The sequence below is a fragment of the Streptacidiphilus sp. MAP12-20 genome, from assembly GCF_041262525.1.
In the GTDB taxonomy this organism is placed as follows: domain Bacteria; phylum Actinomycetota; class Actinomycetes; order Streptomycetales; family Streptomycetaceae; genus Streptacidiphilus.
Window position 1 is genome coordinate 58164 of the sequence record NZ_JBGCCK010000023.1, and the last position, 13550, is coordinate 71713.

Annotated in this window: 10 protein-coding genes; 3 read left to right on the forward strand and 7 right to left on the reverse strand. The window is 73.0% G+C overall.

What is annotated here, in order from left to right:
- Positions 1 to 32: 32 nt before the first annotated feature.
- The 6 genes from ABIA32_RS26770 to ABIA32_RS26795 form a co-directional block, all read right to left on the reverse strand.
- Positions 33 to 854, reverse strand: coding sequence for an SDR family oxidoreductase (locus ABIA32_RS26770; protein ID WP_370100579.1), 822 nt, complete (start codon positions 852 to 854; stop codon positions 33 to 35).
- Positions 855 to 874: 20 nt separating this feature from the next.
- Positions 875 to 2935, reverse strand: coding sequence for an acetate--CoA ligase family protein (locus tag ABIA32_RS26775; RefSeq protein ID WP_370100582.1), 2061 nt, complete (start codon positions 2933 to 2935; stop codon positions 875 to 877).
- Positions 2932 to 4158, reverse strand: a complete 1227-nt coding sequence (locus ABIA32_RS26780) for a Glu/Leu/Phe/Val dehydrogenase dimerization domain-containing protein (protein ID WP_370100584.1) — start codon at positions 4156 to 4158, stop codon at positions 2932 to 2934. The genes ABIA32_RS26775 and ABIA32_RS26780 overlap by 4 nt, the downstream gene beginning before the upstream one ends.
- Positions 4158 to 5780, reverse strand: coding sequence for a thiamine pyrophosphate-binding protein (locus tag ABIA32_RS26785; RefSeq protein ID WP_370100587.1), 1623 nt, complete (start codon positions 5778 to 5780; stop codon positions 4158 to 4160). The genes ABIA32_RS26780 and ABIA32_RS26785 overlap by 1 nt, the downstream gene beginning before the upstream one ends.
- Complete coding sequence (locus ABIA32_RS26790) at positions 5780 to 6937, reverse strand: acyl-CoA dehydrogenase family protein (RefSeq protein ID WP_370100589.1); 1158 nt, start codon at positions 6935 to 6937, stop codon at positions 5780 to 5782. The genes ABIA32_RS26785 and ABIA32_RS26790 overlap by 1 nt, the downstream gene beginning before the upstream one ends.
- Positions 6938 to 7084: 147 nt before the next feature.
- Complete coding sequence (locus ABIA32_RS26795; protein ID WP_370100592.1) at positions 7085 to 7711, reverse strand: TetR/AcrR family transcriptional regulator; 627 nt, start codon at positions 7709 to 7711, stop codon at positions 7085 to 7087.
- Positions 7712 to 7962: 251 nt separating this feature from the next.
- Between ABIA32_RS26795 and ABIA32_RS26800 the strand changes: the two genes are divergently transcribed.
- The 3 genes from ABIA32_RS26800 (at position 7963) to ABIA32_RS26810 (ending at position 12249) form a co-directional block, all read left to right on the forward strand.
- Positions 7963 to 9558 carry an APC family permease gene (locus ABIA32_RS26800; RefSeq protein ID WP_370100595.1) on the forward strand — a complete coding sequence of 532 codons (1596 nt, stop codon included), beginning with the start codon at positions 7963 to 7965 and terminating at the stop codon, positions 9556 to 9558.
- A 218-nt stretch (positions 9559 to 9776) separates the two neighbouring features.
- Positions 9777 to 11810 (forward strand): GTP-binding protein, encoded by a 2034-nt coding sequence (locus ABIA32_RS26805; protein ID WP_370100598.1) that lies wholly within the window; start codon positions 9777 to 9779, stop codon positions 11808 to 11810.
- A gap of 43 nt (positions 11811 to 11853) precedes the next feature.
- A complete protein-coding gene (locus ABIA32_RS26810; protein WP_370100600.1) occupies positions 11854 to 12249 on the forward strand; it encodes a signal peptidase I in 396 nt (131 codons plus the stop codon).
- Positions 12250 to 12280: 31 nt separating this feature from the next.
- Here ABIA32_RS26810 and ABIA32_RS26815 read toward each other — a convergent pair whose 3' ends face one another.
- Complete coding sequence (locus ABIA32_RS26815; RefSeq protein ID WP_370100603.1) at positions 12281 to 13504, reverse strand: PP2C family protein-serine/threonine phosphatase; 1224 nt, start codon at positions 13502 to 13504, stop codon at positions 12281 to 12283.
- Between the last annotated feature and the right edge of the window lie 46 nt (positions 13505 to 13550).

The following is a 13550-nucleotide window of genomic DNA, read 5'->3' on the forward strand; positions in this document are numbered from 1 at the left end:
TCCCACCCTTATCACACCGCCCTGAGGCAGGCTCAGGCGGTGGGGCGGCTGCCGTAGATCTGCTTGCCGAGCCACTGGCCGCCGTCCACCGTCAGGCATTCGCCGGTCAGGTAGGAGGAGCGGGGGCTCAGGAGGAAGAGCGCGGCGTCGGCGATCTCGGTGGGGTCCGCGAAGCGGCCGGCGGGGACGGAGGAGAGGACCTGGTCGCGGGCCTGGTCGGTGGGCCAGAGGGCGGCGCCCGCGCCGGCGGTCTCGGTCGGGCCGGGGGCGAGGCAGTTGAGGCGGATGCCGAGCGGGGCGAGTTCCACGGCCAGGGTGCGGGTCATGGCGAGGACGCCGGCCTTCGCGGCGGCGGAGTGCACGGTGCCGGGGTGGCCGTGCCAGGCGTAGCTGGCGATGACGGAGAGGATCGAGCCGCCGGTGCCCTGGTCGCGCAGGCGGCGCGCGACGGCGCGGGTGCAGTGGAAGGAGCCGTTGAGGACGATGTCGATGACGGACTTCCAGCCGTTGGGGCTCAGTTCGATGCCGGGGCAGACGAAGTTGCCGGCCGCGTTGTTGACCAGTCCGTCGACCGCTCCGAAGTGGTCCACGGCGCGGTCGACGAGGTCGTCGACCGCCTGGGCGTCGCGGACGTCGACGGGGACGGCGAGGGCGTCGGCGCCCTGGCTGGCGAGGAGATCGACGGTGTCGTCCAGCCGCTCCTTGGTGCGGCCGGCGACGACGACGCGGGCGCCTGCGGCGCCGAGTTGGCGGGCGATGGCGCGGCCGATGCCGCTGCCGCCGCCAGTGACGATGTAGGTGAGGCCGGTGTGCTCGGCGGTACGGGCGAGCGGGGCGAGGGGCGTGACGGGCATGGGGGGCTCCCTGTGGAGAGTCAGCTGAGGGATCCGAGGGTGTCGAGGGCGATGGCGCCGCCGGGGTGGACCAGCAGCGGGTTGATCTCGATCTCGGACAGTTCGGGGTGGTCGGCACCCGCCTGGGAGAGCGCCACCAGAGCGTCGGCCGCCGCGTCCAGGTCGACGGGCGGGGCATCGCGCCAGCCGAGCAGCAGGGGGCTGTGGCGCAGCGAGAGCAGGAGTTCGCGGGCGCGCTGCGGGCTGAGCGGTGCGAGGCCGACGGCGGTGTCGGCGAGGAGTTCGGCGGTGATGCCGCCGATGCCGACCATGGCGACCGGGCCGAAGGCGGGGTCGCGGCGGACGCCGATGATGAGTTCGACGGCGTGCGGCTGACGGACCATCGCCTCGACGACGTAGTGGGAGGCGCCGGTGCGCTGCCGCATCCGGCCGAAAGCGGTGCGCACCGCGTCGTCGTCGGCGAGGCCGAGTGCCACGCCGCCCGCCTCGGTCTTGTGGGCGAGGCCCATGGCCTTGAGGACGACGGGGTGCCCGATGACGGCGGCCTGCTTGACGGCCTCGTCGGCGTCGGTGACGAATTCGGCGCGGGGGAAGGCGATGCCGTAGGCGGACAGCAGGGTGCGGACGGTGGCGTAGTGGCCGTCGGCGAGGGGCACGGGGTGGGGTGCGGTGGTGCGGGGTGGCGGCGGGGGCAGGGCGTGGCCGGCTGCCCAGCGGGCCGCGTGGGCGAGGGCGTCGGCGGCCTGTTCGATGCGCTCGTAGACGGGGACGCCGAGGGCGCGCAGCGTGCGCAGCGCGGCGGTGTCCCTGGCCATGGTGTGCACCGCCAGTGGGCGGCCGGATGCGCGGACGGCTGCGGCGAGTTCCGCCGCGACCTCGCATTCGCGCTGCTCCTGGGCCGGGTCGCCGGTCGCGTAGTCGCCGAAGTAGCCGGTGAGCACGGCCGCGTCGGCGTCGCCGCCGAGCAGCAGCGCGCGGACGGCGCGCGCGTAGTTGCCCAGGTCGGCCTCGCCCGCGCCGGCCAGGTCGACGGGGTTGCCGCGGGAGGTCTGCGGGGGCAGCGCGGCGAGGAGGTCGCGGGTGGCGGCGGTGAAGCGCGGCACGGTCAGGCCACGCGCGGCCAGGGCGTCGGCGGCCAGCGCACCCTGGCCGCCGCTGTCGCCGGCGATCGCGACGCGGCGGCCCGCCGGGAGTGCGGGCGCGAGCAGGGCCTGGACGGTGTCGACGAGCTGTCCGGCGCTGTCGAGGCGCAGCGCGCCGGTCTCCTCGCAGAGTGCGTCGACGGTGGCCAGTGCGCTGACCAGTGCTCCGGTGTGCGAGGCGGCGGCCCGGGCTGAGGCTTCGCTGCGGCCGACGGTGAGCAGCAGCACCGCCTTGTCGGCGTCACGGGCGGCAGCGAGGATGCGGGCGAGGCGCCGGCCGTCGCGGAAGTCCTCGACGTAGGCGGCGATCACCCGCGTCGGCTCGTGGGCGACCAGGCTCTCCAGTGCGTCGGCGGCGTCGATGTCGCCTTGGTTGCCGAGGGAGACGAACCGGGAGAAGCCCTCCCCCGCCCGGCCGAGCAGCCGGCCGATCTCCAGGGCCAAATTGCCGCTCTGCGACACCAGCCCTACCCGCCCTGAGGGGAAGTCACCCCAGGACAGGCGCAGCCCGGTCCCGGTGTCGACGACGCCCATGCAGTTGGGGCCGAGCAGGCGTGCTCCGCGCGAGCGGACGAGTGCGGCCAGCTCCGCCTCCTGGGCGGGGTCGGCGCCTGCGGTGATGACGGTGAACTGGCGGGCTCCGAGTTCCAGGCCCTGCGCGACGACGGCGTGGACGTGGGCGGCGGGGACGGCGACGACGATGTGCTCGGGTGGGGAGGGCAGGTCGGCGAGCGAGGCGGCGAACGGGGTGTCGCGCAGTCGGCCGCCGCGCTGGTTGACGAGGTGGACGGCTCGGCGGTGGCGTCCCTCGAGGGCGCCGGAGGCGAGCCAGTAGCCCCATTTGGCGGGGTTGCTGGACGCGCCGACGACGGCGACGGAGGCCGGGTCCCATAGCGCGGACAGATCGTGGGCGGTGTCGATGCGGGCGGTGTCGGTCATCGGTACCAGCCGAAGCGCTCGTTGATCACCGGGAGCCGCTCGGCGACGATGGCGTGGGCGGCGGCCCGGGGCGAGCTGCCGTCGCGGGCGGCGCGGTCGAGCATCTGGGCGACGAGCAGCCGCATCGAGCCGCGCACGCGCGCCAAGGCCTCGTCGGCGTCCGCGTCGACGTCGCCGAACAGGGTCCACCACCACCAGGCGTTGGTGGCGGAGTTGACGACGACGTCGGGCAGCACGGTGATGTCGCGGGCGGCCAGCAGCTGCTCGGCCTCGGGCAGGACGGGCATGTTGGCGGCCTCGACGATCCAGCTGCAGTGCTCCCCGATCCGTTCGGCGGCTGCGGCGTCGACGCAGTAGGAGACTGCGGCCGGGACGAGGATCTCGGCGTCGGCCTCCAGCCAGGCGTCGCCCGGGAGTTCGCGGTCGTCCGGGCGCAGCGCGGCGCGGTTGACGACGCCGAAGGTGTCACGGGCGGCGAGGAGCGCCTCGACGTCCAGGCCGGACGGGTTGGCCATGGTGCCCTTGAGGTCGGCGACTGCGACGACCGTGAGCCCGGCGCGGGCGAGGAACCGGGCGGTGGCCCCGCCCATCGTGCCGAGGCCCTGGATCGAGACGCGCGTCCCGGCGTAGGGACGGCCGGCGCGGTCGAGGGCGGCGAGAGCGGCCTCGGCGACGCCGCAGCCGCCGGCGAGTTCACCCAGGCCGATGCCGTCGATCTCGATGGCGAAGGCGTCGGCGAGCCGCTTCACGGCTGCCGCCTCGTCGTCGAGCAGCGGGTAGACGGCCTGGATGGAGGAGACCAGGCCGGCCTCGGCGGCGGCGAGGTCCACCAGGTCCTGCGTCAGGCCGAGGTCCTCGCCGGTGGTCCACATGTGCTCGACGTAGGGGCGCATCGCGCGCAGGTAGCGGACGAGGACGCCGTAGGCGCGGGGGTCCCGCGGGTCGCAGTCGATGCCGCCTTTCGCGCCGCCGAGAGGGATGTAGCGGGCCTCGGGGTCGTAGTGCAGCGCCTCCTTCATGCTCATGCCCCGGGCCAGTCCGGCGACCTCGTCGAGCGTGCAGCCGGCGCGCATGCGCAGGCCGCCGCTGGAGACGCCGCGGACGAGGCGGTCGACGACGAGGTAGCCGGCGCAGCCGGTGACGTGGTCGGTCCAGGTGAGCTGGACGAGCGGGCTGGCGGTGGTGGCGCTGTCGGGAGTGGCGCTGTCCGGGCTGTCGGCCATCAGGAACGCTCCTCGGGGATCACGATCAGGGTGGGGCCGGGGGTCACGAGCGCGGCGCGCAGGGCCCGGGCAAGGGCGTCCGGGCTGTCCGCGCGCAGGCCGTGACCGCCGTAGGCGCGGGCGAGGGCGGGCAGGTCGGGCGAGGGCAGGTCGACGGCGACGGGTTCGTCGCCGCGTGCGGCCATCTCGTCGCGGATCTCGCCGTAGCCGCCGTTGTCGAAGACGACGACGGGCAGCGGGAAGCCGTACTGGGCTGCGGTGGCGAGCTCCTGGGCGGTGAACTGGAAGCCGCCGTCGCCGCTGAGCGCGACGACCTGCCGGTCGGGGCAGGCGGCCTTGGCGCCGATCGCGGCGGGCAGGGCGAAGCCGAGGGTGCCGAAGCCGGTGGGGTGCAGGTAGCGGCCCTCGGGCGGGACGGGGAGGTGCGGGAGCGCGCCGTAGTAGCAGCACATGGCGCTGTCGGAGGTGATGACGGCGTCGGGGGCGAGTTCGGCGCGGATCGCCTGGAGGTAGGGGATCCAGCGGGCGTCGCGTTGCCGGGTGGGCAGGTCGCGGGCGGCGCGCAGGGCGGTGACGGCGGGTCGCTCGGGGGCGGCTCGCTCGGGGGTGGGGCGCTCCGCCTTGGCGAGCAGAGGATGGAGCGCGCCGAGGACGGTGGCCGCGTCGCCGACGAGGGCGATGTCGGCGGGTTGCCCCGCGTACATCTGGGCCGGGTCGAGGTCGACGCGGATGAGTGTGCCGCCCAGCTCCGGTGGGGCGCACCAGAAGTCGGACTCGGCCAGCTCGGTGCCGACGGCGAGCACGATGTCGCGGTCGGCGAGCCAGCGCTGCACCTCGGGGCTGTGCAGGGCGACGCCCAGGGAGAGCGGATGGGCCTCCGCGACCACGCCCTTGCCGTTGGCGGTGGTGACCACCGGGGCGTCCAGCAGTTCGGCGAGGGCCAGGCACTGGTCTGCCGCTCCCCTGGCTCCGCCGCCCAGGATCAGCGCCGGTCGACGGGCGTCGCGCAGCGCCTGAGCCGCGCGGGTCAGGGTGTCGGCGGCGGCCTGGGCGGGTGGGCGCTCGGGCGCGCTGGGTGGTTCGGGGCAGGCTTCGGCCGAGCCGAGGAGGTCGAGCGGGATCTCGAGGTGCACCGGACGCGGTCGTTCGGTGCGGAAGAGGGTGAAGGCGCGGGCGACGGCCGGGCCGATCTCCGCGACCGAGGAGACCCGGTGGCTGAAGGCGGCGACGCCGCGCAGCGCCTCGGTCTGACTGCGCATCTCGTGCAGCAGCCCGGTGGGCTGCCGTGGGTGGCGCAGCGGCATGCCGGGCGAGACGACGAGCAGCGGGACGCTGTCCGAGTACGCCTGCCCGACGGCCGCCGCGGCGTTGAGCAGCGCGGGACCGGTCGTAGTCAGCACGACCCCGGGGCGGCCGGTGACGCGGGCGTAGCCGTCGGCGGCGTAGCCCGCGCCCTGTTCGTGGCGGGGGGTCAGTTGCTGGATGCCGTACTGGGCGAGGTGGGCGTAGATCTCGAGGTTGTGGGTGCCGGGGATGCCGAAGAGCAGGTCCACGCCGTGGGCGGCCAGCGCCCGCACGACGGCTTCGCCGCCGGTGCGTGGTGTGATCGGCTGGCGGATCATCAGAGGCCCCGGGAGATGACGAGGCGCATGATGTCGGAGGTGCCCTCCTCGATCTCCTCCAGTTTGGCGTCGCGCATCCACTGCTCGACCGGGTACTCACGGGAGTAGCCCCAGCCGCCGAGGGTCTGCACGGCTGCCCAGGTGCAGTAGGCGGCGGTCTCGGACGCGGTGAGCTTGGCCATCGCCGCCTCGGTGGTCGCGTCCAGGCCGGCGTCCAGGCGCTTGGCGGCGCGCCAGGTCATCAGCCGGGCCTGCTCGATGCGGGTGCGCATGTCGGCGAGGCGGAAGGCGACCGCCTGGTGCTCGATGATCGGCTTGCCGAACTGGACGCGGGTGCGGGCGTAGTCGCGGGCGTACTCGTACGCGGCGCGGGCGATACCTGTCGCGGCGGCGCCGAGGACGGTGCGGGAGATGTCGAAGGTGCGCATCAGGCCGTGGAAGCCGCGGCCTTCCGCGCCCAGCAGGTTCTCGGCGGGGACGAAGGCGTCGCTGAAGAACATCTCGCGGCAGACGATGGCGCGCTGGCCCATCTTGCGCATGGGTTCGCCGAAGGTGACGCCCTCGGTGTCCTTGCGCATCAGGAAGGCGCTGACGCCGCGGGCGCGCTGGGTCGGGTCGGTCTTGGCGAAGACGACGTAGAGCTCGGCCTCGCCGGCGTTGGAGATCCACGCCTTCTGGCCGTTGATCAGGTAGCCGCCCGTGGTGCGGGTGGCGGTGGTGGTGATGGAGGCGGCGTCGGAGCCGGAGCCGGGTTCGGTGGTGGCGATGCTGCTCATCGGGGAGTCGGGGCCGGCGAGCGGGGTGAGCCAGGTGCGCTTCTGTTCCTCGGTGCCCAGTTCGAGGACCGGGTCGGCGAAGAAGCCGTTGGACATCAGCAGGTTGCCGATGCCGAGGTCGCCGACGCAGAGCTCCTCCTGGACCAGACATTGGGTGAACACGTCGGTGAAGCCGCCGCCGCCGTACTCGGTGGGGAGCATGCAGCCGGTGATGCCGATCTTGGCGGCCTTGGTCCACAGGTCCCAGGGCGTGGCCGTGTCGGCCTCGTCGACGGCGCGGGCGCGGCGGCGGATCTCGTCGCGGGCGAAGGCCCGGGTGAGGTCGATGATGTCGGACTGCTCGGTGGTCAGCGGGCACAGCTCGGTCGGCAGGACGGACACGGGGGCTCCAGGGGTCGGCTCGGTGCTCCACAACTGAATCGTGAGTCAGTATCGAGAGCCGGGGAAGGCCCTGTCAATGGACTCACTACTGTTTCGTGATTCAGTAATGCGCGGCTGGTGCGACCGCGCGAGAGGCCGACGCGAGGGTCAGCTGCGGCCGGGAGTCTCCTGCTTCGCGCCACGGCGCAGGCCGAGTTCGCGGACGACCGCCTCGTCGACCCAGGCGTCCATCGCCCGTCGGCCCAGCACGCCGGGGTGGACCGTCATCCGCACGGCGAGGCCGTCCAGCAACGCGGTCAGCCGCTCGGCGGATGCCTTCGGGTCCGGGCAGTCGAACTCCCCCGCCGCGACGCCCTCGGCGATCACCTCGACGAGCGCACCGCGCCAGCGCCGGTCCAGGTCGCCGGCCACCTCGCGCAGGGTGGGCTCGCGCAGCGAGACCGCCCAGCCCTCGATCCACAGCCGCCAGCCCTTGGCCTGCCCGGTGGGCGAGTACCAGCGCACCGCAGCGCGCAGCCGCCGTTCGGCGCTCGTGGACCGCCCGAGCAGCTTGTGCAGGCGCGCCAGGTCCGCGTCGGCGGCGTAGGCGAAGGCGGCCGCGACCAGCTTCTCTTTGGTCTCGAAGTGGTAGAGCACCAGCGCGCTGCTGACGCCGAGGGCGGCGGCGACGTCGGAGATGCGCAGGGCGGCGGCGCCGCGCAGCTCGATCTGCTCGACCGCCGCGCGCAGCAGCTCCTCGCGCCGCTCCTCCACACCCAACCTGACCCTGGCCACGGCGTCAGCCTACACAGGCTCACGCCGCGACTCTTGACAGCCGCACAGGGCGAGGTCCAGTCTCGCCACTACTGAATCGCCCTTCAGTTGATTGCCCCGGTTCCGCCGCCGGCCCGACCCATGCCGACGCGCGGTGACTGCCGATCGCCCCTGCCTCCGCGCTCCGTCCGCACCCGCCGCGCGCACCCCCGACCGGGGTCCGCCGCGCGGGCGCACCGCCGCGACCTGCGACGCCCAGAGGAGAGACGCCCGTGACCTCAGCACGGCCCCTACCGACCAACACTCCCACCCCCGAACCAGCCGAGTCGCCCGCGTCGCCCGAGTCGCCCGATCTCGGGGACGGCTGGGGTGAGCAACGCTCCCGCCTGCGCAAGGATCTGAGCAGGCGCGACGTCTTCTTCTTCCTCGTCTGCACCGTCGTCGGACTGGACACGGTCGGCTCTGTCGCCGCGCAGGGGCCCCAGGGGCTGACCTGGATGGTCGTCCTCGCGGTGGCCTTCTTCCTGCCCTACGGACTGCTGGTGGCCGAACTCGGCTCCGCCTTCCCGGTCCAGGGCGGCCCCTACGTCTGGACCAGGCTCGCCTTCGGGCGCTTCGTGGCCGGGGTCAACCAGGTCCTGTACTGGATCTCCAACCCGGTCTGGATCGGCGGCAGCCTCTGCATCATCGCGCTGACGACCTGGGAGCAGTTCTTCACCCCGCTGCCGGGAGCCTGGCGCTACGTCGCCGGGCTGGTCTTCATCTGGTCGGGCGTGCTGTCGGTGCTGCTCTCGGTCAGGGTCGGCAAGTGGGTGCCGATCGCCGGAGCGGCGGCCCGGATCGTGCTGCTGGGCTTCTTCCTGGTCTCGGTCGTGCTCTACGCGGCCCAGCACGGCGTCCACGCGATCTCCGCCGGCGATCTGACGCCGAGCTACGTGGGTTTCGTCGGACTCGTCCCCGTGTTGATCTTCAACTACGTGGGGTTCGAACTCCCCAGTGCGGCGGCGGAGGAGATGCGCGACCCGCGCCGTGACATCCCGCTCTCCATCCTGCGGTCGGGCTTCGCCTCGTTCCTGCTCTACGGCGGGCCGGTGATCGGCATTCTGCTGGTCCTTCCGGCCAAGCAGATCGGCAGCCTCAGCGGCTTCATCGACGCCTGCAAGGCGGTGTTCACCGTTTACGGCGGGCATGTGGCCGCGGACGGCACGGTCACTCTCACCGGCGCGGGCAGCGTGCTTGGCTCGGTGGCGGCGATCGGACTGATCGTGGGCCTGCTGACCAGCGGCATCAGCTGGGCGATGGGCGGCGACCGCGGTCAGGCCGTCGCCTGCGCGGACGGCGCGGGTCCCGCCTGGATGGGGCAGATCAGCGAACGTTTCGGCACGCCGGTGCGGGTCAACGTCGTCTCCGGTGTGCTGGCCTCTGTGCTGATGGTCGCCGCGTTCAACCTGACCCACGGGAACGGCGAGAAGTACTTCGCCGCGGGGCTCGGGCTGGCCATCTCGACGACCTTCGTCTCTTACGTCATCACCTTTCCCGCGCTGCTGGTGCTGCGCCGCAAGTTCCCCGACGCTCCGCGTCCTTACCGCGTCCCCGGGGGACGCGTCGGTGTCTGGCTGGTCACCGTGCTGACAACTGGGCTGGTCGCCTTCACCGTGGTGGTGCTGATCTGGCCCGGCTTCGGCGTCGGCTGGTTCGGGACGAGCGGGAACCCGGCCGATTCGCTCCCGCAGGCCTGGGCCGGGCAGCGGATGGCGTACACGCTCAGTCAGCTCGTGCCGCTCATCGCCTTCGTGGGGCTCGGCGCGCTCTCTTACGCGCTGGGCGCGGCGCAGCGCGGCAGGTCGGCGGCTGAGAACGGCCGCTGAGCCGGCAGCCGCCGACGGCGGTGGCAGCCCGTCCGGGATTCCCGGGCGGGCTGCCGCGTGTGTGGACGGGCGTGGCCGCGCAAATTCGGTTGCTGCCCCCGCAGGTGCCTGCTGGACTTTCCCCGAGGTACTTCCTACCGAGGAGCAACTGGTCATGCGTCCTGCCTTCATGTCCCCCCAGAAGACCGTTTTCCCCTCTTCGAAGGACATGACTGCACGTGCGTACGCTCAACCTCGGGATCCTGGCGCACATCGACGCCGGTAAGACCAGCCTGACCGAACGGCTCCTGCACACCGCCGGTGTCATCGACGCCCTCGGCAGCGTCGACGACGGGAGCACGCAGACCGACTCCACGGAGCTGGAGCGGCAACGCGGGATCACCATCAAGTCGGCGGTGGTCTCCTTCCGCATCGACGACCTGCTCGTCAACCTGATCGACACTCCCGGCCACCCGGACTTCATCGCCGAGGTGGAGCGGGTGCTGAACGTGCTCGACGGGGCCGTGCTGGTCGTGTCCGCCGTGAAGGGGGTGCAGGCGCAGACGCGCGTGCTGATGCGCACCTTGCGGCGGCTTGGCATCCCGACGGTGGTGTTCGTCAACAAGATCGACCGGCGCGGAGCACGCGAGGGATCGCTCCTGCGTGAGCTCGACGCCAAGCTGTCTGCGCCGATGGTGGCGATGGGACGGGCGGGCGGAGCCGGCAGCCCCGAGGCGGACTTCGAGCCGTTCACGGAAGGCGACGTCGGCTTCACCGCCGGGCTGGCAGAGCTGCTGACCCGTCAGGACGAGACGCTGCTCGCGGCCTTCGTCGCCGACGAGGCCGCGCTGAGCCCTGCGCGCCTGCGGGCGGCCCTGGTCGAGCAGGCCGGGCGGGCGCTCGTTCATCCCGTCTACTTCGGTTCCGCGGTCACCGGTGCGGGCGTCGGATCGCTGGCCGCCGGGCTGCGCGCCTTCCTGCCCTCTGGCGCGGCAGGCGAGGGCAAGGCCGACACCGAGGACGAGCCGGCAAGCGGCACGGTGTTCAAGGTCGAGCGTGGCCCCGCCGGTGAGAAGATCGCCTACGTCCGCCTGTTCGGGGGCACGGTCCGGGCGCGCGACCGGGTTCGGTTCGGACCGCCAAGAGGCGGGCGGGGAGACGAAGCGAAGGTCACCGCGATCGGCGTCTTCGAGCACGGCACCGGGCTCCGGAACGTCCCGCTGACCGCCGGACGCATCGGCAAGCTGTGGGGGCTCGGCGGCGTCAGGGTCGGAGACACGCTCGGAGTACCGGACTCCCGCCGCTCCGGCAGCGGACACTTCGCGCCGCCCACCCTGGAGACCGTGGTCCGGCCCTCCCGCCCCGCCGACGGCCCGGCCCTGCATGCCGCCCTCACCCAACTCGCGGAGCAGGACCCGCTGATCGACCTGCGCCAGGACCGCGTACGGAACGAACTGCGCCTGTCCCTGTACGGCGAAGTGCAAAAGGAAGTCATCGCCGCCACGCTCGCCGGGGACTACGGGGTGGAGGCGGACTTCCGCGAGTCGACGACGCTGTGCGTGGAACGCCTCGCGCATTCCGGCGCGGCCGTCGAGATCATGCACCAGGAGCCGAACCCCTTCCTCGCCACGATCGGGCTGCGCGTCGATCCGGCCCCGCCGGGGAGCGGTAGCCGGTTCCGGCTGGAGGTGGAGCTCGGGTCGATGCCGTACGCGTTCTTCAAAGCGGTCGAGGAGACCGTCCACGAGACGCTGGAGCAAGGGCTCCACGGATGGCAGGTGCTCGACTGCGCGGTCACCATGACCCACAGCGGGTACGCACCGCGCCAGAGTCACGCCCACGCGGTCTTCGACAAGAACATGTCCAGCACCGCGCGGGACTTCCGCCACCTCACGCCGCTGGTGCTGATGGAGGCGCTGCGGCGGGCCGGGACGCGCGTGCTCGAGCCGCTGCATCGGTTCCGCCTTGAGCTTCCCGCCGCCATGGTCGGTGCGGTGGTTCCCGAGCTGTCCCGGCTCGGTGCTGTGACCGGCGGATCCACCGTCGACGGGGCATCGGCCGTGGTCGAGGGCAGCATTCCGGCCGCCGCCGTGCACGGGCTGGAACAGCGGCTGCCCGCGCTCACCAGCGGCGAAGGCGCGCTGGAGTGTGCCTTCGGCAGCTACCGGCCGGTTCGCGGGCCCGTCCCGGAGCGCGAACGCAGCGACCAGAACCCGCTGGACCGCAAGGGCTACCTGCTGCGCGTCCTGCGCCGCACGGCCCTGTCGGGGTAGGCGGGCGGCGGGGCCAGGAGGAGCCGCCGATATTGTCGCGCCCATGAACGACGACATGCAGGACACCGTGTACGTAGACAGCGTCTACGTGGGACATGCCGGCAAGGACGCGGCCCTGGACCGGGGCTGGCTGCTCGGGCACTTCAAGGACGCGTCGGACCCGCGGCACAGCACCGATGTCGAGATCAAGTGGGGTGTCCACCCGCCCGGCGACGAGCGGGCGGAGTGGGTCACCGGCGAGAAGCGAACGGCCCTGCTGGTGCTGATCAGCGGACGCTTCCGGGTTGAGCTCCCCGGGCGGAGCGTGCTGCTGACTGAGCAGGGTGACTACGTGGTGTGGGGGCAGGGGGTCGACCACTCCTGGTACGCCGAGGAGGAGTCGGTCGTCCTGACGGTCCGCTGGCCGTCGGTGGCGGGATACAAGGTCCCCGACGAGTAAGGCGCCGTGTGAGCGGGGGTGCAGCAGCCCCTCAAAGGCGCATCACGACCAGGGCCGTGTCGTCGGTGGCGCCGCCGGTCTGCAGCAGGTCCAGCAGGACGGCGTCGGCCAGGGCCTCGGGACCGGCCCGGTGGTGGCGGGTGAGGGAGGCGGCGAGGCGGCCGAGGCCGACGTCGATGTCCTCACGGCGGCGCTCGACCAGGCCGTCCGTGTAGAGGACCAAGGCAGCGCCCGGATCGAACGACGCCGTGGCCTCGGGGCGCGGGGCGTGGTCGGGGCGGGCGCCGAGCGGTGGGTCGGTGGCCTGGTCGAGGAAGGTCACGGTGCCGTCGGGGTGCAACAGCGCCGGCGGCAGGTGCCCAGCGCTGCTGTAGCGGATGGTCCGGGCCGCCCAGTCGACGTAGGTCTGCACCGCGGTGGTGTTCTCGGCGCCCGGGACGAACCGGGCGTACAGGCCGAGGACCTCAAGAGCCTGGCCCGGACCCCTGGCGACGCGGGAGGCGGCGCTGAGAGCGCTGCGCAGTTGCCCCATCACGCAGGCGGCGGCCAGCCCGTGGCCCACGACGTCGCCGACGGCCACCCCGACCCGGTCCCCCGGAAGGTCGACGAGGTCGTACCAGTCACCGCAGACGTTCAGTGCGCCGGTAGCGGGGCGGTAGCGCACCGCGGCCCGACCGCCCACCGAGCTGGGCGCGGGCAGCATGGCCTCCTGAAGGGCCATCGCGACCTCACGCCCGCGGGAGTTGGCCTCGCGCAGCCGCTCGTTGACCTCCTGGAGTTCGCGGGCCCTGCTGTACAGCTCCGCCTCCAGCGCCCTGTCCTGCGGCCCCGAGGCTCCGCCCCGGGCGCGGATGAGCTCGGTGACCTCCTCGACCCGGTGCACCAGTAGGACCACCGTGCCGTCGGGGCCGAGGATCGGTGCGTTGACCGGGCTCCAGTACCGCTCCTCCCACTCCCCCGGCCGCTCGGCCGACTCGACGTCGTAGCGCTGCAGGGCCATGGTGTCCCGCTCGCCGCTGTGCAGGACCCGCTGGAGGGAGGCCTCCAGATTCCGCGCGCCGCTGGCGCCCGGGTCCTGCGGGTTGTCGGGGAAGACGTCGAACAGGTAGCGGCCGACCAGCTGCTCGCGCGTCCGGCCCGCCATCCGCAGGAACTCCTCGTTCGCGTCCGCGTACGCCAGCTCCGGGGTCAGCAGCGCCACCATTCCCGGCAACGCCTGGAACACCCCCGCGTAGTCGATCACCGGTCCGGTCATGGTCCGCCGCCTCAGCGTCTGCCGCCGCCCCGTGATCTCAACGATA